20 protein-coding genes and 1 tRNA gene are annotated in these 21069 nt (G+C 46.0%); 3 read left to right on the forward strand and 18 right to left on the reverse strand.

The features are described from left to right. From AC6ESO_RS27855 to AC6ESO_RS27900, 10 genes are all read right to left on the reverse strand, one after another. Nucleotides 1-456, reverse strand: a 456-nt coding sequence (locus AC6ESO_RS27855) for a helix-turn-helix domain-containing protein (protein ID WP_497094245.1), incomplete at its 3' end; no start/stop codon positions are given. Nucleotides 457-532: 76 nt separating this feature from the next. Further along, on the reverse strand, nt 533-901 hold the full coding sequence (locus AC6ESO_RS27860) for a DoxX family protein (RefSeq protein ID WP_497094246.1): 369 nt from the start codon (nt 899-901) through the stop codon (nt 533-535). A gap of 166 nt (nt 902-1067) precedes the next feature. Further along, the gene (locus AC6ESO_RS27865; protein WP_497094247.1) at nt 1068-1523 is read right to left on the reverse strand and encodes a VOC family protein; all 456 of its coding nucleotides are present in this window, start codon (nt 1521-1523) and stop codon (nt 1068-1070) included. A 74-nt stretch (nt 1524-1597) separates the two neighbouring features. Further along, a complete protein-coding gene (locus tag AC6ESO_RS27870) occupies nt 1598-2653 on the reverse strand; it encodes a sigma-70 family RNA polymerase sigma factor (protein ID WP_497094248.1) in 1056 nt (351 codons plus the stop codon). Next, on the reverse strand, nt 2629-3024 hold the full coding sequence (locus AC6ESO_RS27875) for a VOC family protein (protein ID WP_497094249.1): 396 nt from the start codon (nt 3022-3024) through the stop codon (nt 2629-2631). The genes AC6ESO_RS27870 and AC6ESO_RS27875 overlap by 25 nt, the downstream gene beginning before the upstream one ends. Before the next feature lie 80 nt (nt 3025-3104). Further along, nucleotides 3105-3992, reverse strand: coding sequence for a carbohydrate ABC transporter permease (locus AC6ESO_RS27880; RefSeq protein WP_497094250.1), 888 nt, complete (start codon nt 3990-3992; stop codon nt 3105-3107). A 20-nt stretch (nt 3993-4012) separates the two neighbouring features. Beyond that, the gene (locus AC6ESO_RS27885; protein ID WP_497094251.1) at nt 4013-4942 is read right to left on the reverse strand and encodes an ABC transporter permease; all 930 of its coding nucleotides are present in this window, start codon (nt 4940-4942) and stop codon (nt 4013-4015) included. A 45-nt stretch (nt 4943-4987) separates the two neighbouring features. After that, nucleotides 4988-6505 carry an ABC transporter substrate-binding protein gene (locus AC6ESO_RS27890; RefSeq protein ID WP_497094252.1) on the reverse strand — a complete coding sequence of 506 codons (1518 nt, stop codon included), beginning with the start codon at nt 6503-6505 and terminating at the stop codon, nt 4988-4990. Nucleotides 6506-6749: 244 nt separating this feature from the next. Then, entirely contained in the window at nt 6750-8330 is a 1581-nt protein-coding gene (locus tag AC6ESO_RS27895) for a response regulator transcription factor (RefSeq protein WP_497094253.1), read from the reverse strand. Next, nucleotides 8327-9850, reverse strand: coding sequence for a sensor histidine kinase (locus tag AC6ESO_RS27900; RefSeq protein ID WP_497094254.1), 1524 nt, complete (start codon nt 9848-9850; stop codon nt 8327-8329). The genes AC6ESO_RS27895 and AC6ESO_RS27900 overlap by 4 nt, the downstream gene beginning before the upstream one ends. A gap of 589 nt (nt 9851-10439) precedes the next feature. Between AC6ESO_RS27900 and AC6ESO_RS27905 the strand changes: the two genes are divergently transcribed. The 3 genes from AC6ESO_RS27905 (at nt 10440) to AC6ESO_RS27915 (ending at nt 13589) form a co-directional block, all read left to right on the forward strand. Further along, the gene (locus AC6ESO_RS27905; RefSeq protein WP_494816790.1) at nt 10440-11756 is read left to right on the forward strand and encodes an extracellular solute-binding protein; all 1317 of its coding nucleotides are present in this window, start codon (nt 10440-10442) and stop codon (nt 11754-11756) included. A 97-nt stretch (nt 11757-11853) separates the two neighbouring features. Beyond that, nucleotides 11854-12735 (forward strand): ABC transporter permease subunit, encoded by an 882-nt coding sequence (locus AC6ESO_RS27910; protein WP_494816789.1) that lies wholly within the window; start codon nt 11854-11856, stop codon nt 12733-12735. Continuing rightward, nucleotides 12735-13589, forward strand: a complete 855-nt coding sequence (locus AC6ESO_RS27915) for a carbohydrate ABC transporter permease (protein WP_497094255.1) — start codon at nt 12735-12737, stop codon at nt 13587-13589. The genes AC6ESO_RS27910 and AC6ESO_RS27915 overlap by 1 nt, the downstream gene beginning before the upstream one ends. A 140-nt stretch (nt 13590-13729) precedes the next feature. Here AC6ESO_RS27915 and AC6ESO_RS27920 read toward each other — a convergent pair whose 3' ends face one another. The 8 genes from AC6ESO_RS27920 to AC6ESO_RS27955 form a co-directional block, all read right to left on the reverse strand. Then, nucleotides 13730-14443, reverse strand: coding sequence for a hypothetical protein (locus AC6ESO_RS27920; protein ID WP_497094256.1), 714 nt, complete (start codon nt 14441-14443; stop codon nt 13730-13732). 167 nt (nt 14444-14610) lie between these two features. After that, nucleotides 14611-14686, reverse strand: a tRNA-Ala gene (locus AC6ESO_RS27925). A gap of 126 nt (nt 14687-14812) precedes the next feature. Further along, on the reverse strand, nt 14813-15007 hold the full coding sequence (locus tag AC6ESO_RS27930; RefSeq protein WP_497094257.1) for a hypothetical protein: 195 nt from the start codon (nt 15005-15007) through the stop codon (nt 14813-14815). Nucleotides 15008-15434: 427 nt separating this feature from the next. Continuing rightward, entirely contained in the window at nt 15435-16448 is a 1014-nt protein-coding gene (locus tag AC6ESO_RS27935; RefSeq protein ID WP_497094258.1) for a glycoside hydrolase family 130 protein, read from the reverse strand. A gap of 158 nt (nt 16449-16606) precedes the next feature. Beyond that, complete coding sequence (locus tag AC6ESO_RS27940) at nt 16607-17740, reverse strand: efflux RND transporter periplasmic adaptor subunit (RefSeq protein ID WP_497094259.1); 1134 nt, start codon at nt 17738-17740, stop codon at nt 16607-16609. Between the two features lie 16 nt (nt 17741-17756). Then, on the reverse strand, nt 17757-18635 hold the full coding sequence (locus tag AC6ESO_RS27945; RefSeq protein ID WP_497094260.1) for a carbohydrate ABC transporter permease: 879 nt from the start codon (nt 18633-18635) through the stop codon (nt 17757-17759). A 14-nt stretch (nt 18636-18649) separates the two neighbouring features. Continuing rightward, on the reverse strand, nt 18650-19531 hold the full coding sequence (locus AC6ESO_RS27950; protein WP_497094261.1) for a carbohydrate ABC transporter permease: 882 nt from the start codon (nt 19529-19531) through the stop codon (nt 18650-18652). After that, a complete protein-coding gene (locus tag AC6ESO_RS27955) occupies nt 19524-20942 on the reverse strand; it encodes an ABC transporter substrate-binding protein (RefSeq protein ID WP_497094262.1) in 1419 nt (472 codons plus the stop codon). The genes AC6ESO_RS27950 and AC6ESO_RS27955 overlap by 8 nt, the downstream gene beginning before the upstream one ends. Nucleotides 20943-21069 lie beyond the last annotated feature (127 nt).

Below are 21069 nucleotides of genomic sequence, written 5' to 3' on the forward strand. Positions count from 1 at the left end.
CAACTTTTTTAAGTAGGCGTTCTCCATTCGAAGTCGCTCTAATTCTGCTTGTAATGCTTCAATGGTACCCTCAACTGGTGTTGATTTGTTCGTTTCCTTTTTCATCGGCGTGCGCCCCTTTTTAGTAGGTTGTAGGGCGTCTTCACCTCGCTGCTCAAGAGCCTTCTTCCACTGCAAAACGGTCGAAGGTGCTGGAATGTTGAACTTAGCAGCTGTTTCTAAAGCGGACGCTCCTGACTCGTTCATAAAATTCAGTACGTCCATTTTAAACGTTTTTGAGTAGTTTGAATATCTCTTGGTTAAACCCTCCATACCATTCACTCGATAGAGGGCTACCCATCTTGTAACAACTTTGTGGTCCACACCGATGCGTGCGCCTATCTCTCTGTAAGACTCTGCGCCATTTAAATAAGCCTTCACGGCTTGATACTTCTCATCTTCAGTAAACTTACTCAAAAAAACACCCCACTTGGTAGATGAGTCTAACAAGTGGGGTGCAGTTCAAAGTAATTTCGTGGGCTTGAAGTACAGCCTATCCAAAAAGATTGGACAGCTCATCTGCGTATAAAATAACTACTCCGGCGGCTATCAATAAGTTTAATAGCGCCGGGAACAATTTTGCGAATGGATGTTTCACTCTAAAATGCGCAATCAGTGCTACGATCATCATAACGCCGACTAATATTCCTGCACATGCGGCGTACCCTGCTGACCAGTAACCGATAATGAGTCCCACGCAGGCTGCAATTTGCACGATGCCCGTAATGACGCGGAACCACTGGGGAAGTCTCACAGAATCAAACAGTTCGATTTGATGTTTGGCTCCTGCAAGCTTGCTTCCACCAAAGAATGCCATGGAGAAGAGCAGCCAGCTTTGAAGAATGATGGCTAGTATATGCATGTTGAATCCACTTCCTCTATTCTTATTTTTAATCGGACACCAATCAGTGTCCTAATTCATAATATAACACCTTTAGGTGTCCTGTAAAGCATTTAATTAGAATCAAGGCCGTTTAGAAAAAAGCGAAAAAAAAGCCCGCCATCATTGGCGAGCCTTTGTTTTCCGCTTATCCCTTGTCAGGGTCCTGCCAGACATTAAATTTATTCCCGTCCGGATCTTTAAACTTAAATTGAAGGCCGCATCCGCCCAGATCAACGATCGGTTCTACATGCGTTCCGCTCTTTCGAAGGGACCCATGAAGCGTAATAATATCATCTGTCTCGAAGGTGAGAGAGAACATTTCATAATCGTCGCCTTCCCAATCATCCGTAACAAAGTTTGCATTTTTCTTGCTCTTGGTCTCCAGCAGAAACAACCATTGACCATTGCCAAGGATAAGAATCCCGCCATCGTTCCTAGGTGTGCGATTATCGCTAATATGCTTTAATCCAAGGTACTTCATATACCACGCTAAGGCCTGCTTTAAATCGGAAACAGGTAAATAGTTATGGGATACTCGTTTCAGAAGCGGTTTAACCGCTTGCTCTTCCTTCTCCCGCAATGTCAACACTTCCTCATTCATGCTCATCATCCTCCATTTCATTATTCATTAAATAGACGAACGACGATTCGAAATTCCGTCATCCCAATTAAAAATTAGTTGGATTGATAAATACCAAAGCGGTTGTGGTCCAAGTCGTGGAAGAAAAAGTGTTGGCCCGTCATCACAGTTTCCAGGTCATCTACAAGGATACCGCTATTCTTAAGTCTTTCATACACTTCCTTAATATGATCGACTTCAAAAGACAATACGGGAAATGATAAGTCATCGTTAGAATCAGCGCTTGAAGGTTTCACTGGTAATAAGTATAGGATTTGTCCGGATGGCATTATCAGATCTCCGTTCTGATCCGTAGACAATCCAAAGTGTTCAACAAACCATGCTGATGTCCGCGTTTTGTCCGATACAGGTATGTAAAAATGGCCCGCCCTTTTAATAACACGGGCGGTTACTTTCGATTTCATGGTTTGAGCCGGATATTGTTTTCTTACTCCATCGAAGTAAACATCCATCAGTTCCTGCTTCAACAGCTTGCGCGTTCTTCGATGGCAGCTTTCAACTGCACTGACCGACATATTAAGAAACTGGCCAATACTCTCCATAGAGAATCCGCTTATATGAAATAAAACCATAATAATCCGATTACGCTCGTCCAGACCATGTAACGCTTTCCAAACTTCCGTTTGGATCTCCCTTTTCTCCACAATCTCTTCGAATGAAGGTGTCCGGTCTAATCCCGCAGTACCTTTTAATACATGCTGAGCTTTTTGCGCTTTTCTCTTCACATCCACGCTTTGCCGATAAGCAATGGCATACAGCCAGCTCCCCACCTTTGCGGCGTCTTTTAACGTATGCAGATTGAAGTAAGCCTTAACAAACGATTCTTGAACAATATCTTGGGCCAAATGGAAATCACCGATGACTCCATAAGCAACGGAACAAAGCGCATTGGTATATTTTTCAACCAATAAGGCAAAAGCCTGGACATCCCCATCTATAGTGGCCGAGACAAGTTCTTCATCGTTTACGATATAAATCCCTCCTAGCTCGCCAACATGAACGCAGTTCCATAGACAATAACAAAAAAACGGCATTTCTGCCGTTTTCGAATCATCATTACGCTCCGTTACAGCACCTGCGCAATCTCCCACAAATGCCCGTCCGGATCTGCAAAACATGCCGTCCGCCGTCCCCAAGGGCGCGTTATCGGTCCGTTCAATAGCTTAACGCCCCGCGCCTTCAGTTCATCGCATACCGCGTCAACGTCCGCTACTTGGATTGTAAACTGAAACCGGGCACCGTCTCCGCCATGCCCAACCTTCGCCGGCTCGATCAACTCATCGGCACTCGATTGCTCTAGCAAATTGATGCATGTATTGCCATAATCGAACACTACGCAATTATCGTCTTCATATAGGATCGCGAGATTGAACGTCTCCCGGTAGAATGCCTTCGACCGATGCAAATCTTTCACAAACAATGTGATTTCGGTAATTTTCTTCGACCAATCCGCAGTCACCATTCGCATTCGACCCCATTTGCAATTATTTTGCAATTCTATTTGGATCATACGAATTGCACGTTCCATTGTCAATGACAAGCTTAACCTTTTACAGCGCCTACGGTAATCCCTTTTACGAAAAACTTCTGGAAGAATGGATAAATGGCCATAATCGGTAAAATGCCCAGTACCGCAACGGCCATTTTGATTGCCGTTGAAGGAAGACCCGCGGACAAGTTACTGCCCATTCCGGTTGAAGCGCTGCTCATTAGAAATTGAACGTCCAACAACATTTTATTGAGGAGAACCTGAATGCTAAACAGATCCGCATCCGTGACATAGTAGAGGCCGTTTAACCAATCGTTCCAATAGGACAAGCCCACGAGCAATCCCAAGGTCGCCATGATCGGCAAGGACATCGGAAGAATAACTTTAAATAAGATTTTGGACTCGCTTCCCCCGTCAATTTTCGCAGCCTCTACGACCTCGTCGGGTATGTTGGTCGTGAAGTAGGTACGCATCATGATGATGTTGAATGCCGTTAGCAGCATCCCTGGAACGATCAATGCCCATATCGTATTTTTAATTTCGAAGTATTGCGTCCACATCATATACGACGGTACCAGCCCTCCGCTGAATAACATCGTAAAGAAAATAAAGAACGAGAACACGTTTCTTCCGGGCAGATCCTTCCTCGATAACGGATAGGCCATCAAGGTCGTTAGCAGGATATTCGTTACCGTCCCGATTACCGTTACGAACGCGGTAACTCTATATGCGTTTACGATTGAATTGGAGTCCTGTAACAGAAACTTGTACGCCGAGAAATCAAATGCCGATGGAATAAAAGAATACCCATTTTGGATAAGCGCTTTTTCATCCGTAATGGATGAGATGAGAAGAAGCGCGAAAGGAAGCAAGCAAAATAGCGCTAGCAGAATCATCATAAGATGCGCAAATAACTGAAAGCCTTTACTGTTGTCGACCAAGTCTGATTCACTCCGTTCCGCTAAAACAAGGCGCTATCTTTATCTATTTTTTTGACAACATAATTTGCAGCGATGACGAGGACGAATCCAACAATGGATTGATAAAATCCGGCTGCCGATGCCATCCCTACATTGTTGAGTTTGGTTAGTCCCCGATACACGTAAGTATCAATGGTGTTCGTCACATCGATCAAGGCGCCGCTATTCATCGGAACCTGATAGAATAACCCGAAATCGGAGTAAAAGATTTTACTGATACTCATCAGTGTCAAGATGATGATAATCGATTTAAGTCCGGGTAGCGTAATGTGCTTCATCTGTTTCCAACGGTTCGCCCCATCGATCACCGCGGCTTCGTAATAGGATTTATCGATGCCGACGAGCGTCGCATAATAAATAATGCAGCTATATCCGAAAGATTTCCAAATGCTTACGATAACGATGATATAAGGCCAGTATTTTGCCGCCGAATACCACGAGATCGGACTTAACCCGCGCGGCTCCAAAATACTATTATTGATAAACCCCGATTCCGAGCTCAGAAAAGCGAACACCAGATAGCTCACGACAACGATCGAAATAAGATGAGGGAGCAATATGACCGTTTGATACGTTTTTCGCGCCATATTTTGACTGATCTGATTGAGTAACATGGCGACGCCTACCGCAATAACGGTTCCCAGAACAATAAAGACTACATTGTACAGAATCGTATTTCGGGTTATCGTCCATGCCTCATTCGTCTTGAACAAAAATTCGAAGTTTTTGAATCCTACCCATGGGCTATCCCAAATCCCGATCCGATAGTTAATCTTTTTGAATGCGATCATAAGACCGCTCATCGGGATGTAATTATTGATAAAGATATATATACATCCCGGAATGAGCATCAAATAGAGCGGAATAAAATTTTTAAATCGATCTCTCTTTTTTTTTTTGAGCAGTATCATGGCACCCTCCACTTATCTCCTACCCGCGGAATAGATCAGGATCAATTATTTATTTGCCGCGAGCCATGCATCCAGCTGCTTTTGCTTTTCCGCGATAATTTTGTCGACGCCGGCAGCCTTCAGTTCTTCCAAATACTTAGGGAGTGTTTTCTCAGGATCCAAGGTACCCGATTCCAAGGCCAGCGCGAATTTCGCGTCAACGTTGCTTACCATCGTAATTTCATTCGCTACGCTTTCTGCATTGAAACGGAAGCCCTTTGCCGGAGATTGATGAGCGGAGCTATTATACTGTTGCAGATAGTCCCATTTGTCCTCAGGCTCGCCCTTCCAGATATAGGCGATCGAAGCGTTGGGCGTCGCCCAAGGCAGAGACATCCAGCCCGTATTCCCGCTATCTACGCCTTGCGGATAGTCGATAATGCCCTTCGCTTCATCCACCATCACGTAGTTACGATCTTTGACGCCGTAAACGAGAAGGTTCGAAATATCGGGATTTGTATGCACCAGATTCAAGAACTCAATCGCTTTTTCCGGATTTTCGCTGCTGCTCGCCAGAGACCATCCCATTCCGGAAACGTGGCCCGTAATCGAGAAAGGCTTCGTTAATTCAATGACGGTGAATGGTTTGCCTACTTGCTTCGCGATGTCGTTGACGTTGCCCGGATTCAAACCGCTAAAGCCGCCCATCACTTTGCCAGCTTTAAGCAAGCTGATTCTGCTTTCCGAGTTGTTGGCCGCATCTGGCATAACCAAGCCGCTTTGCGACCACTTGTACATATGGTTGACGAAGTCTTTATAGCTGTCCGTTTCGATCATATTGACGACCTTCGTGCTTTCTCCCAGGCCGTCGATAACACCAGAGCCCGTGCCTAGATTGTCTTCCGTGCCCGGACGATAGACGTTCGTGAAATCAAGTCCGATCGGATACATGTCAGGGTGCAATTTTTTCGCTTTCGTCATGATCGCTTCAAGCTGGTCGTACGTTTTCACTTCATCAGGTTTAAAGCCGACTTCATCGGCAATTTCTTTCAGCATGATATAGCCGTAATTCGTTGCCTTTTCTTTTGCGGTTGGGATCGCATAGATTTCATTGTTGATCGATACCGCGCGACGGTCGCCTTCGCTCAAGTTTTTAAGAATGTCTTGACCATGACCTTCGAGCAGCTTCGTCATTGGCAAAATTTGACCGCTGTTAGAGAGCGAGCTGATATCCAGGGCGAAGGTGACGAACAGATCCATCTTTTCCCCGGACGACAACGACAGATTCGCCTGTTGTTGGAACGACCCGAAACCGACCCTTGTAATGTTGACTTCCGCATTAATGAGCGGTTTTGTAATTTTGTCGATTTCTTGCTCTACTGCTTGGATGTCTTCCTCTTTGCCGTCGCCTACCATCATGAGGTCAACCGTGTACGGTTTCTCCGCGGCTGCGCTTTGGGACGGCTTGTTGCTCTCCTCCGATGCGTTGTTGCTGCCGTCGTTGCTGTTGCTACCGCAAGCAGTAAATAATGTAGTCGACAAAGCCAATACCGATAGTAAAGTTAACATCTTTTTCTGTTTCATTGCTGAAGACTCCCCTCGAAACTTTAGTAGCTTATAAAGCTCATAATCATCTTAATAAAAGGCACGTTTTCGCTCTACCGATCTTGTAACGTCTATTATCACTTTTAATCCTGTCCAACGCCTGCACGATTGCCATTGTTGTAAATGTATCTTTCCGCTGTTTGATTTGTAACTTGTTGGCCTCAAAACAAATACCCTCGCGCTCGCTAGCAAGCATGCGGAGGGTATTCTTTTGCTTTCCCGGTTACCCGCGATCCTCGGCAGGCGTGACATTATAAGTCTTCTTGTACACCTGGGAAAAGTGGGAGAAGTTCGCGTATCCGACCTTCATCGCGATAATGCTGATCGGCAGCTTGGTTGACTTAAGCATCGCCTGCGCCAGCTTCATCTTCTCCGTCACAATAAATTCCTTCAGAGAGGTTCCCGTTTCGGACTTAAATAATCTGGATAAGTAGTTCGGATTCAAATAAACTTCCCTGGCAATATCCGTGCGCCGAATGTCTTGATCGATATGATCGCGGATGTACTGGATAATAAGGTCGACTTGATTTTTCATTTCTTCTTCGGATCCGGGAAACAGCTTGAAAAATTTCGTCGTATACGCAATCAATTCTTTCATATCATCCACGTTCGTATACGAGCTTAACCATTTCTCCAGACGGTGCTCGTCTTGAAAAATGCGATCAAGCGGAATATCCCTCGTCTCAGCGGTCGTATACAGCATCTGCATAAACTGCTGATAGAACCGCTTTAGAAATTCGGCGTCGATTTTCCCGTCGGTCGCAAGCATGTTCAAAAATTCGCAGGCTTGGTCGCGAACGACTTCCGTATCGCCTTGCTCGAGCAATTTGCTCCACATTCTCACGTTCGGAATCGAATAAGAAACGGACTGTTGATCGGTTCGATCCTTCGCATGGAATACTCTGCTCGCGAAAGAAACATTGTTCTGCATCATCTCGAGCAGTTGCCCTGCCTGCTCGGGTACTTCCGAAACGACGATTTTCTCGCCGGTATAACAGGCAATGTCGCAGCCGTAATAGCCACGATAGACCTCGATCAATTTATTCAACTGCCGCAAAACGCCCTCTTGATCGATCAGTTGGCGCTTAGGGGAATGCACAAGGAACAACAATCGGTCATCATCGATTTGGGCGACCAGCACGTGCTGGCCGTATCGCGCGAACAGCTCCGTCACGATATTGCCGATCGAGAATTTCAACATGCCATTGCGCCAGGATTCCATCGATGCCTTCAAACGAAAGACGTTAAGCATGACCAGGTAGACCTGGTCTTTCAAATCCAGCGAAACCTGAATTTGGTTAAGATCATGGATGACACTCGCCGAATCTTTACTTCTGCGAAACACCCAATCCTTGAAGATATTATCCAGCAATATCTCTTTGTTTTGCTGAAACATTTTACCGTAAGCGTAGTATTTTTTCGTTTCGTTTTTCTGAGTGATTTTTTGAATGGCGTTTCGGATCGTACTCTCGATCGTTTCATATCTCGCGGGCTGGAGAATATAATCGAACCCGCCCAGCTGCATCGCCGTCTTCGCGTACGTAAAATCGGCATGCGCCGTTAAAAAAATACATTCGATATCGATCTTCTGATCCCGGGTCCACTGGTATAAATTCAAACCGGATTCAGCCGGCATTTCGATATCGCATAACATGATATCGATGGGGCGGCTGTTTAGAACTTCTCGCGCTTCGAAAGCATTATAAGCTTTCAGCACATCCTTCACCCCGATTTTCGCCCAGTCGATCCCGAAGAACAATCCGTCCACCACTTGCGTCTGATCGTCTACGATGAGTACGTTCACGAGGTTACGCTCCCTTTCCCTTCATCCGAATGATACGGAATAAAAATATCGATGCAAGCACCGCCCGAAGTACTGAATAAAAAAGTGCACTTATTTTGATAAATCACGTTGCATCTTCGAATCACGTTCAAAATACCGACATGATCCTTCGAAGCGGATGGATTCGAATCATTCAGCAGAACCAGCATCTTGTCCGAAAATCCGGCTCCGTTATCCATAATCGTGATATTAACGAATTTATCTTCATTGTTTTCAAGTAGACTGGCTTTTATCGAAATGATTAATTGGCCATGGATCGAAACGGCATGTTTAATGGCATTCTCGACGAAGGTTAGGATCGAAATCGGCGGAATCCGAAAATCCTTTAAACGCTCGTCTACGTTCGTTTTGCAAATCAATTTACGAGAAGCGCTCATCTGCTGCAATTGCATATAGTTCTGCACGCTTGCGATTTCATCTGCCAGCGGGACCAAAGAAGAGTTCTCTTGGAACATATATCTTAGATGCCGGGACAGCAAAAGAATCATTTCCTGAATTTGATCGTATTTCTTTTGTTCCGCGATCCCAAACAAATTTTTAAGCACATTCAAGTAGAAATGCGGTTTGATTTGGATTTGTAAAAATTGAAGTTCTGCCTGTTGTTTCTGCATTTCTTTCTCATAGCTTTCGATTTTCAAATCTTTGATTTCCGTCATCATTTCATTGAAGGTGCTGCTCATTTGCCTAAATTCATTGACTCCCGAGCTCGTGCTCATGGTGGCGTTCACATGTCCGTTCTTGATTTGTTTCATCGTGGCCATCATTCGCTTAAGCGGCTTAAAGTAAGAGCGCTCCAATAATAGGAACGAAATAAACATCAGCAATAAAATGAACACCGAGCCGACTAAGAATGCGATTTGAACCGTGTCCAAATAGAATAGGAAGCCGCGGTACGGCATGATATAGATATAGTTTAGTTTGGTAGAAGCCGAGTAGTTCTGAACTACAAAATACTTTTGGGAGCTGCCGGAAATATAGTGAGATTCGTTATGGTTCCGAATCGAAATGCCCATTTCCTTAATCGCATCTATGGAAGTCAGCGGGACGCCTTCCCGGGTGGCGAACGCAAAAAAACTGTCTCCTTGGTTTTGACTGAAATGCTGCGGCATGATCACGTTATTGAAATCAATCATGCAAACCGTGTAGGTTTCCCGAGATCCCAATATGCGAAACAAATAAAACTTGCCGTCTATTTCTTGCGGGAACCACCCTCGCGACCGAAAGTTTTCTTGCGTTTGAAGAACGGCTTTCAAATAACTTTCGGCACCCTGTCGTATGTCATGGGAGTAGTTCTGACGATACGTTTTATAGAAGAGATGATTCGTTTTGGAATAAACGAACATGCCCCCGATAATATCGTTCGTCTGAAAATAGCCCTGGTATTTTTTCATGATTTCTTGCGCATAAAATTGCAGATCAATCGGATCCTGCACGAACATCAATTTCATGAAGCTAGAGTCGTTCGATACTAAATTCGACATATACAAATCCGCATTGCTTAGATTTTTTTCGAAAGTGTTTTGATACAGCATGATTGAATTACGGTTCGTTTGTTCGATTTTGTTATTTAACACGTTGACAACATAAAAATTGTAAATGCTTAACAGCAACACCAGAGGAATTACGAAAATCATCATAATCAAAACAACTTGTTTCTTTGAAGTGAAATTCACTCTGTTTATCACTTTTGCGTCCTCATCTTCTGTCCGGGTTTTCTATCATTATAGTATTGGGCACTCGCAAACACAAAGAAAGACTATGCCGAAATCCCACTATTGAAACCGTCCGAAATTAGCCTGACTAGGTTAGCCGGATTTAATAGGCCTTTCTTCGTTATGCAACTAATTCCTTCTATTAACTATTAACTACGAAGACTCCGATTGTTCACAATTTTTGGCCCTTAAGTCGGAATTTCATCGAAACTTAGCCACAGATACAATCCCATTGCCTTATAGACTTTCAGCTTTATACAAATTTATCCTTAAATAATAGAAATGTAGCCCTACCCAGAATTTACTAATAATCCTATGCTTGAGTAGTACATAAATCATATTGGGAGGTTCCACGATCATGAAGAAACGTCTTCTAGTCTCATCCCTTAGCTTGGTCCTTGGGGCGACAACTGTCTTAAGTACGGCTGGTGCAGCAGCAAAAACCGACACCATCGTAATCAGACATACGCAATTAGGCGAGGCGAAACAACAACGTTTCAATATCCTAAAAGATGTCTTGAGTAGGGTTTCAAAAGAAGTGCCAGGCGTCAAATACAAACTAGACGGCGTAGATTCGGACGTAAACCGCAAAGAGAAATTACGCTCTGAAATGGTAGTCAACAAAGCTCCTGCGATCTTCGATCTGTTCGGTGGAGCCGATACTCAGTTGTATGTTGAAGCAAATAGACTTCTGGATCTTACGCCGATTCTGAAAGAGCTTGGCTTGTCGAATAAGTTCATTTCGTTGGACGAATTTAAAGTGAACGGAAAAGTGTACGGCCTGCCTATCGGCGGCTACCAAGAAGGTTACTTCTATAATAAAGAATACTTTAAAGCCCATGGTTTGAAAGTCCCGAAAACATTAGCCGAGCTAGAGAAATTAGCGGATACGATCAAAAAAGACGGGAAAACGCCTTTTGCTCAAGCTTCCAAAGCCGCATGGGTACCGTTAATGACAGCTAACACGTTGTGGTCCCGTTATGCAGGTCCGGATATTACGAATGGCTTCACAACCGGTAAAACAAAATGGAATAGCGCGCCAATGGTTGCCGCTTTCACAAAGTACCAAGATTGGGTGAAAAAAGGCTACTTTAAACAAGGCGAGCTCGGTTTGGATTATGCCGAACAGCGCAACCAACTCGTTCGCGGTGAAGCCATCATGATGTATGACGGATCATGGGCTTCCAGCGTATTCGCGGATCCTAAACAAGCCGGGGATTTAACGAACAAAGTCGGCTACTTCCCAGTGCCTTCGGTTGCTGGCGGCAAAGGCAGCCAAACGGCAGTAAACGGCGGTTTCTCCAACGGTTACGGGTTCTCGGCAAAAGTGAAAAATGACAAAAAACAATATGCGTTTGTGAAATCGTTCATTAAGAACATGTACAATGACGAAATGCAAATTCGCGGACTGGAAGCAGACGGCGTCTTGCCTTCCATGAAAGTAAACAGCACCAAATTGGCTAACGCCAAAGCTTCTAATCTTGTGAAGGAAATCATTGAAGTGGGCAACAAAGCAAGCGGCGCTTTCCCGGCATTCGATTCACTGGTACAACCGGATGTAAATACCGCGATTAGCGAAGGCATTCAAAAACTAATTGGCTTGAAAATTACGCCTAAGGCCATGCTGGACGCTGTTCAAAAAGCGCAGAATGCCGCAAACAACGACGATTTCTAATTGATAATTGAGAAATGTACCACCCGCCTCAGAGTGGGTGGTACTTTTTTATAAGAACGATTCACACAGCCAATGTCTGATTATCGCGGAGGAACCGATGAATAAAACATTAAGAAATCCTTGGACGTATGTCTTGTTTTTACTGCCTCTCCTTATCCTCTATCTCATGTTTTTCATCTATCCGATGATTTCCGCCTTCACCACAGGCTTTATGAAGTGGAACGGTCTTACCGAAGCCAAGTTTAACGGTTTGACAAACTTTAAGCATGCGTTTGCGGACGTTTTATTTTGGGACTCCGTTTTAAATAACGGTAAATTCATTCTGTTCTCGGTATTCGTGCAAGTTCCGGTCATTATCTTCTTCTCACTCTTAATCAGCAACGTAAAGAAACTAAAGGGTTTATATAAAACGGCTGTATTCGTCCCCTCCGTCATGTCGACTGCGGTAATCGGCATCTTGTGGAGTTTCATCTACGAACCGGACATCGGCTTGTTCAATCAAGTTTTGACTAAATTGGGATTACAACCTGTCATGTGGTTATCCGACACCAGCTGGGCCATGTTTTCTATCTTGATAACCAATGCTTGGCAGTGGACGGGATTCTATGTCGTGATGGTGCTTGCTGCCATATTGTCCATCCCTAGAGAAATAGATGAAGCTGCAATCGTCGATGGGGCTAGCGCTTTCACGCGCGCAACCCGCATTACGGTGCCGCTAATAATGCCTATCATTTCCGTTGTCATTATGCTTTCCATCTCCGGTGCAATGAAAGCGGCCGATATTATCATCGTTATGACAGATGGCGGCCCGGGCGGGGTAACGGATGTAATGGCAACCTATTTAATTAAATACGGGATCACGAATGCGAAATATGGGTATGGCAACTCCATTGGGGTGTTGATTTTCATTTTCTCTCTCATTCTTACAGCATTGTACCAATTTGTAATTGCCAGAAGAGTCGAAAGGGTCGAATACTAATGACGATGACACTAAGATCCGTAAAAAGAAGTATCCCCCATATTATTCTATTAGGTTATTTAGTCGTGACGCTTTACCCGTTTCTGTTCGTCCTCTTCTCGTCCATTAAGTCGGATAATCAGGCGATTGCAAGCAATCCATTCGGCTTCCCTTCTACGTTTCATTTTGAAAACTATTATGAAGCTTGGGTGAATGCGAAAATCAGTGTTTACTTTTTCAATAGTTTGTATATCGCAACGCTATGTTCGATCGCGACGATTATTTTCTCGTCCATGGGCGCATTTGCAATTACGCGGATGCGATATTCGAAAATGAGCAAAGGGGTGTACCAATTCGTACTCATCGGCCTACTCATTCCGAGCGGCGCCTTACTTCTGCCAATTTTCATCTTATTGAATAAGTTAGTGATATTTGGTCAACCCATCTTGGGAACCCATATGGCACTAATCCTTCCGTACACCGCCGGGGCAATCCCATTTACGGTAATCATTTTGTCGGCGTTTATGCGCTCTATTCCTAGTGAAATCGAAGAAGCCTCTGTCATGGATGGATTGAGTGCCAAGGGGATTTTCGCTAAAATCATTTTACCGATTACAATCCCGGCATTGGTAACCGTATTTATCATAAACTTCATCGGAAACTGGAATGAGTTTCTAATGGCGAATTTCTTCATCTCCACAGATGAATTGCGCACGCTGCCAGTCGGGATGGTCGGTTTCCGCGATATCTATAACACGAATTATGCTCAAATGTCAGCGGGAATCGTATACAGCATCGTGCCTGTCATGATTATTTATGCCGTTCTGCAAAAACAAATTATAGAAGGTTTAACCGCTGGCGGTGTTAAAGGCTGATTAGTCCGGCGTCTGCGGACCGTCTCCCCTAAAGGGCGGACGTCCGCAGACGCCTTTTCTTCTGTCTGATAGGGAAAAAATCGAGCTCAATAGTTTTTGTCAACAAAAAAAGAGCGAATGACTCGCTCCTTTCATACTCACTATATTTTATTTTTCATTTTGCAATGCTTATGTTCATGCAAATTCATTGCTCCACGGTGCTTCGAATGGTAGGAGCATCCATGCTTGCATATGTAGATCGACGGCTCTGGTACCGGTTCTGGATTAGGTGGCTCGTACGTCCAAAGGGGATGTGCGCGTTTGCGGTTGTAGTAGTGCCGCATTCTTTCTTCGTGCCTTTGTATATCTAACCATCCTCTGTCCACCACGAAATAAACAATGGGCTCCACTCCTATGCTTTTTTTGGCAACCTCCAGACACTTGGGGTTAAATGCACTGACGTGTATTAAATAATCTTTCATGCGCATGCCTTTGTTGAACCTGGCAGTGTTTGCGTAAAAACGGTAGGTAAGGGTCGTGATGAGTGTTTCCGGATGCCAGTCATCGAAAATCATGAATCCGCCTTTTTGCCGTCTGCTTAATATGTACTTCCGGGGTGGCGCGCCTTTTAGATTAAACGGCGGTGTTGCCTTGTGAGCTACTCCGTCTGTGTTTCCCGGGTATTCAACTTCAATCTTTAGAGAATCAATTTCAAATAATTTCCCTGCCCAATCCCATTTTTTAATAAATTCCACCTTGGCCGGTATCACGTTACGCTGATAAAACTCACCGACATCGGTAAACCCACAAAAGGTTTGCTTCGAACCTATCCTTATCTGTGTAGCAACCTTTATCAGATCTAAATCATTTTCCAAACACGTTCCTCCTTTGACGTTGTTATTTAAACCACAGAACCTATTCTATTAAACTTTTTAAAAATAGTATGTCGAGATATCGTGCGGAAATGGTTGTTCTTTTGTCGCTTGACATTTCACCAAATAAAAAACGCAACCTATAATAGGTTGCGTTGAAGTTTATTATTTGGTGGAGCCTAGGGGGATCGAACCCCTGACCTCATCGCTGCCAGCGATGCGCTCTCCCAGCTGAGCTAAGGCCCCTCGTCAATGTTGCTCTATAACGTTACTACAATAGGCAGTATAGCATGGAATTTATGAGATAATCAAGTGATTAACTAGTTTAAATAAAGGATTTCGTGCCATTTTAGAATGGCTACCATTCAGTCGTTATTTATGGCTTCTAATGTACACTTCCATCGCTTCTGCTTTAGAACCGTCCGTATCCTCTGCGTAGCCCCAGGCCTCGTCCGCAGCGCCATTGTGCTCGATGTTAAGGTCGTGGCTTACCCGGTGGGCATATAACAGGGCAGCAATATCTTTGTCCCGCATACCGATGCTTATCAAGCTTTGCACGTTGTTCAAATCGCTTTTCAGCTCGTCGCTAATCTGGTCATCCCTTAGCGTGCGCAGCTGCGAGAGCTTTACAACCAGGGCAACGTGTGCTGGTCGGTATCCGTGTTATTCCCTGTCGTAAAAACTCTCCCATAGTCAACACCGTACACCGCAGAACTTATAAAAACAGTAATGCTAACCAATACGGCAGATATCACGATAAGCTCTATGATTTGACTCATTTTAATTTTCTTCATTTATAGTCTTCCCCCAAATCATACTCAATTGTAATTATTATCCTATTTTTCCGCACTATTTGTAAATCACTATTACAAAAAAACGCCCACCTAGAAAGTGAAGCGCTTGTAACATTCATTTCAGTTGAATAATCGAATCATAGACGAAAACGATCGAATAAGTGAAATAAGAAGCTCCGGTCACCCGAAGCTTCCCTTTTCTACTTATTACTTTCCGTAATGATATACGCTACCAGCTCATCCAGCGGAACAGTCGCTAGACCAATCGCGGTATCTGTGCAGCCATAATAGATATAAAGTAAGCCATCCTTCACTACATTTGCAGTTGGGAATACGACATTCGGGATAAACAGACCGAATTTCTCGTAATACTCTTCCGGTTCCATAATAAAGCCCGGTGCGCGAGCGACCACTTTCTCCGGATGCTCCAGATCAAGCAGCATAGCGCCGACACGGTAAATATGGTCCGGACCTACGCCATGATAGAGCGTCAGCCAGCCTTTATCGGTTTTAATCGGCGGTGTGGAACCTCCGATTTTCTTAAACTCCCATTCCTGCTCCGCTTGCGCAATCAAGATCGGATCTTCCCAGTGGATCATATCCTCGGAATAGGAAATCCACATGGCGGGTTTCTCTGTGCCATACTCTTCGCCGATGTACTCTTCCGGGCGACGAAGAAGCGCGTATTTACCGCCGATCTTCTCAGGGAACAAAATATTGTCGCGATCATTGATTTCAAGCGGCGTTGTATCGCATAGGAACTCCCAGTTAATGAGGTCCTTCGAGGTTGCAATGGACGAACGAGTCAGCCAATCCTCCGGCTTGCCCCAGCCGTTCGGGTAATCAGGCTTCGAGTTGTTTGGAAGCCCTACACCTGTAGGATAATAGCTCATCGAGCATGGACGAAGCGCATAATTCATATAGTACGTGTCGTCAAACTTCACGACGCGCGGATCTTGAATGCTGCCATACGGGAAGCCGAACTGCTCCGGGTGAATAACCGGCGTATCCTGCACGTGTCGGAAGTTGATGCCATCATCGCTTTCGAGTAAACCTAAGAAACATTGAAACGGGTCCAGACTGCCCGCCGTCCGCTCAATCATATAGAATTTATCGCCTTCGATAATAACAGCCGGGTTAAATACCGTCGCTTTGCGCCAGTCGTATAGACCGGGCGTGACGATCGGGTTTGCTGCGCAGCGCGTAATCTTCATCCTGGATCAACCTCTTTCATGATGAGCTGAATGCGGATAGCTTCTTCTACCAACCGCAAATGTCACCCCACTATATCACGCCGAACCTACCGTGTGAACCGATTTCGGGCAAGTTCAAACCAAAACAAACCCTATTCAAACATTTTTCCCCCTATCCGTTACAGCCTGATCCGTTCTCCCTCCATAATCGGGTGATCGCTGTCCAGAATGATCGGCTGCTGCTCGAATATCCCGCCTTGAATGGCCGTCGTCGTATCATTCTTATCCAGTACTTCAACGGGAACGCGCACCACGTGATAAGCATTACCGAGTGGACCCTGTTTCTCCTCGAAGGAGTAGATGTAGGTGCCGCTACCGTCTTCGTGAATAGCCGCGTTCGGAACGATAATCTCGCTGTTCGGGTTATTTTTGGTCAAAATCACTTGGACTCGTTCCCCGCCTCGAAGCGATTTGTCCTGCAATGCGAAGACAAGCGTATTCGTCGACATCCCCCCAATTCCGTCTCCTCCATCACTATCCCCAGCATGGTCGGGCGGTTGAACCGTCCCTTTGATCTCGGCAATAACCCCTGTCAGCACCGCGCTCTCCTTACCGAGCTTTAGGACATCCAGCTTCTCTCCAACTTGCAGCAGCGCGCCAAGATCAGATGGAACAGACAATTCAAACCGGTACCCTTTCTCCGCATTCGAGATGCGAATATCCGGTGATCCATCGCCTTTCAAGCCTACCTCGGCATGAACGTCTGTAACGATTCCATCAAAAGGCGCCGTAATCCGGCTGTTCGCTTCAGCTTCCGTTTGAAGAAACGACAACGCTTGCTTCTGATCGGCGATATCAAGCTTAGCCGTCTCCAGCGTAAGCTTGGCTGCGATCTTCGCGGAAGCATCGTCGGAACTGCTGGCTTGGATGAAATTCAGTTGAAGGCTTTCCATCGACATCTCCAGTTTCTTCAACGTAGATTGACCGGCGGCGATTTGTTGTTTGGCTTCGGTATCGTCGTATTCTATAAGCGTTTCCCCTTTGTGTACGGCCTGATTCTTCTTCACGTGCAAGCGAGTGACCGTCCAGCCAGCTGGATTCGCGAGCTCTCTTTCGTCATAAGGTGCCAACGTGGCTGTCCCTTCAAAGGCATGCGACATCTGTCCTTTAACGGCCTCCATCGTATAAACCTTCGTTAACGACAGCGCCTGCAGCGTATTGCCAGCAAGCGTTAAACCCGCCAACAAAACTAGAAACAAGCCTGCTATTAGGCGAATCTTGCGTTTTCGAGCACGTGTTTTCTCTTCTTCCATAACCCTCACTCCTGAACTAACCTTTAATGCCCGACAATTGGATACCTTCGATAAAATAAGACTCTGCATAGAGAAACAGCAAAATCATCGGCGTCATATACAGCGCGGAGGCAGCGAACCCGATCCCTCTTGCCTCATGGTCGATTTGGGCGAGATACAGAGACAACGGCTGTTTCGCGGCATCCTGAAGGAAAATCAGCGGCTGCTCGATCATATTCCAATAATCGACGAACAGCAGAACAGTCAGAGCTGCTAACCCGGGCTGAACGAGCGGCAACATGATACGAGTGAATATAATCCAGTGGCCGCCTCCGTCCATTTTGGCTGCTTCCACGTAAGCGCCTGGGATATGCGTCATGAATTGACGCAGCATGAAGACGCCGAAGGCACCGAAGATGCCCGGCAGAATGATGGCGGCATCGCTATTCATCAGCCCAAGCTTATTCACGACCAAATAGTTCGGCACCAAGGTGACTTGGAAAGGCATCAGCATCGTCATGACATAGAGCATGAATAGTTTCTCGCGCCCGGGGAAACGAAGCTTGGCGAACGCATAAGCTGCGAGCGTTGCTGCCACCGTCTGGCCGGCGATAATTGGCCCAACAAGCGCCACGGAATTCCAGAACATGTGGAGAAACTTTGGCGCCAGAATGAGCACCTGCGCATACTGGCCGAATGACAGCCAATCCGGAATCAGCTTCAAATTGACGAAATTCCGCTGTCCGCCAAGCGCCGAATCCGTCATTTTGCCAATGGGATCGTAATTCAACCCGATTTCCTGCTCTGTCATCAGCGAATTCGTAAAGGTCAGTACAATCGGAACGAGCATAACGATTGCAGCAGCTGCGAGCAGGATAGTCAGCAATGCTCGCGGGACTCTCGTAAACGACTTCATTCCTACCTCCCGCTTCATTCCATGAACGCTCGGAAACGGCGTTCTACTTGCAGCAGCCCCGTAACCAGCACGACAATGCAGCCTACCATCAGAGCCGCGGCAGCCGTCAGCTTCTGGATATCCAGCTCGAAGAACATGTTGTTCATATAGTGCTGCAGCATGTAGATGCGGTCAAAGGGATAATTCCCTGCGAGCAAGTAGGTTTCACGGAATATTTTGAACGAATTGATAATCGAGATCAGCACAACGAAGACCATAGTCGGCGTCAAGTAAACGAGCGTTATATGGAACAATTGCCTGAGCCGCCCCGCACCTTCAATCCGCGCCGTCTCGTAATAATCCTTGGGGATCGATTGAAGACCCGCCAGAAACAAAATCATATCGTAGCCGATGTTTTTCCACATATACATCATCACGAGCACGCTCATTGACCATTTGGACTGCATCCAATCGATTCGCTCGTAATGAAAGGCATGCAGCCAGGCGTTCATCGTTCCGTTCCAATCCAAGAAAATTTGACAGATCAATACAATGGAAGCAACCGGAACGACCAGCGGCAGGACAAAAGCAGTTTGCAGCCAGCTGCGCAGCCACGATTGCCGATTAAGAAGCAGCGCCAGCGTTAAGGAAAGCACAAGCAAGAGCGGGACGCCGATGCCGGTAAAGAGCAGCGTATTGGACGCCGCCTTGCGGAAGGAACCGCTGGCAAGCAGCTCCTTGTAGTTCCCCAAGCCAACGAATTCGCCGCCCAGCGCTTGATCCGTGAATGATTCGTATACCCCGATCAAGAAGGGAATGAAATAGAATATCGCAAAACCGGCCAAGCTTGGTGCCAAGAATAGCACGGCTCTCCAGCCATCTCCATTTCGGATTCTCTTCACGAGCTGCCTATTCATTCAAATAGGTAGTCACTTTGTTCTGAATGAGCTTGGCCACATCCTCAGCGGATTTCTGTCCGCTGAAATAAGCTGTCGCGATTTCAACAATGACCTTGCCTACCTCGCCTCCTACCTTCGTAGAATCGCGTTCAACCGGATGAACCGCTCCGTTCACGTAAGCCTCAAGCTTAGCCAGCTTTGCTTGATCTACCTTGAAGGTTAATCCATGAAGCGGACCTTCCTTATAGGCTTGCACGGTGCCATCCTTTTTCAATTGCTCCAACTGCTTCGCGAACACCTGCTTATTAATCGGAAATCCCGCTGACGCAGGCGGCGTCGGCACTGCCTCGGACATCATGAATTTCACGAAATCCCAAGCTTCCTTCTTCACAGATGAATTGGCGTTAATCGCAACATTGCGATAGGTTTGAAAATACCCGCCGGCTTTCGTATCCTGCGCATGGGGCTTGGCATACAAGCTCGTATTCTCGCCCACTTCGCGCAGGGAGACGAGATAATCCCACGGCGAGTTGATTTGAATGTCATGGAAGTAGGAATCGCCGCGGCCTTGCGAATTAATTAGTCCGTCATCGAACATCCCCTTGACCTGTTTCATTAATCCCGTGAAGGTCGATGAATCGAATGAGGCGCTCTTGCCGGCAGTATCGACGAACAAGGCATAATTGTCATTGACCATGTTGGCAAGCATATATTCCGGACCACCATAAATCAGTGCCGTTGAATGGCCGCCTTTGGAAGTCATTTGCTTCGCGGTTTGAATAAAGTCGTTCCAAGACCAGGTTTTATCATCGAACTTAATGCCTGTTTGGGCGATGGCGCTGTCGTCGCCGGCAAAACCTTTGAGGAAGAAGGAGAGCGGCATGCTATAGAGCCCTTCGCCAATGCGTACATTATCGAGCACATTGCTGAAGTAATCCGACTTCTTGAATGTCTTATCCGCCTCCATGATCGGAACCAGATCAGCGAGCAAATGATGGCTGGCGTAATTATCGGTTGGCAGCAAATCCATTTGGATCAAATCGGCACCTTTACCCGCCAGCAGCTCGGTGTTCGTCGTGGTCACATATTTCTCCATAGCAGCTTCCAGATGGGAGTCATCCACTTCGACGTCCCGCAGTTTAATGGTGATATTCGGATGCAGCGCTTCGTATTTCCGCTTCGCATCCTTGAACCGATCGTCAGGGAAGAAGGTCGAGAATACGATTGTTTTCTTGGCATTGGCATCGGTACCGGTGTTTACCTCGACATTGCTGCCGCCTTCATCTACGACATCCGACGTATTCCCAGCGCTCCCCGTTTCCTGAACGGCACCGCCCGGCTTATCGTCTGTTTGTGAATGAGTGCCGCTGCAAGCAGTCAAATTGAAGAGAAGCAGCAAACTGGCGAGCCCGTAGATTCCTTTTTTCATTGCATGTTCTCCTTCCCGCCGAATCCATGTAGGTGATCGTTCGACGACTTCTCTACTTTAAGCCTTCGATGTCACCAACACTTCTACAACTTGTAAACAAGTTGTCACGAAGAAGGAGGCATACCGC

It is taken from the genome of Paenibacillus rhizoryzae (assembly GCF_059686995.1).

Bases quoted from the DNA above. Each gene is read 5' to 3' on its own strand.
- AC6ESO_RS27860 (WP_497094246.1), bottom strand. From the start codon at position 901: ATGCATATACTAGCCATCATTCTTCAAAGCTGGCTGCTCTTCTCCATG.
- AC6ESO_RS27890 (WP_497094252.1), bottom strand. From the start codon at position 6,505: ATGAAACAGAAAAAGATGTTAACTTTACTATCGGTATTGGCTTTGTCG.
- AC6ESO_RS27945 (WP_497094260.1), bottom strand. From the start codon at position 18,635: ATGAAGTCGTTTACGAGAGTCCCGCGAGCATTGCTGACTATCCTGCTC.
- AC6ESO_RS27885 (WP_497094251.1), bottom strand. From the start codon at position 4,942: ATGATACTGCTCAAAAAAAAAAAGAGAGATCGATTTAAAAATTTTATT.
- AC6ESO_RS27865 (WP_497094247.1), bottom strand. From the start codon at position 1,523: ATGAATGAGGAAGTGTTGACATTGCGGGAGAAGGAAGAGCAAGCGGTT.
- AC6ESO_RS27935 (WP_497094258.1), bottom strand. From the start codon at position 16,448: ATGAAGATTACGCGCTGCGCAGCAAACCCGATCGTCACGCCCGGTCTA.
- AC6ESO_RS27910 (WP_494816789.1), top strand. From the start codon at position 11,854: ATGAATAAAACATTAAGAAATCCTTGGACGTATGTCTTGTTTTTACTG.
- AC6ESO_RS27955 (WP_497094262.1), bottom strand. From the start codon at position 20,942: ATGAAAAAAGGAATCTACGGGCTCGCCAGTTTGCTGCTTCTCTTCAAT.
- AC6ESO_RS27900 (WP_497094254.1), bottom strand. From the start codon at position 9,850: ATGTCGAATTTAGTATCGAACGACTCTAGCTTCATGAAATTGATGTTC.
- AC6ESO_RS27905 (WP_494816790.1), top strand. From the start codon at position 10,440: ATGAAGAAACGTCTTCTAGTCTCATCCCTTAGCTTGGTCCTTGGGGCG.
- AC6ESO_RS27950 (WP_497094261.1), bottom strand. From the start codon at position 19,531: ATGAATAGGCAGCTCGTGAAGAGAATCCGAAATGGAGATGGCTGGAGA.
- AC6ESO_RS27915 (WP_497094255.1), top strand. From the start codon at position 12,735: ATGACGATGACACTAAGATCCGTAAAAAGAAGTATCCCCCATATTATT.
- AC6ESO_RS27940 (WP_497094259.1), bottom strand. From the start codon at position 17,740: ATGGAAGAAGAGAAAACACGTGCTCGAAAACGCAAGATTCGCCTAATA.
- AC6ESO_RS27875 (WP_497094249.1), bottom strand. From the start codon at position 3,024: ATGGTGACTGCGGATTGGTCGAAGAAAATTACCGAAATCACATTGTTT.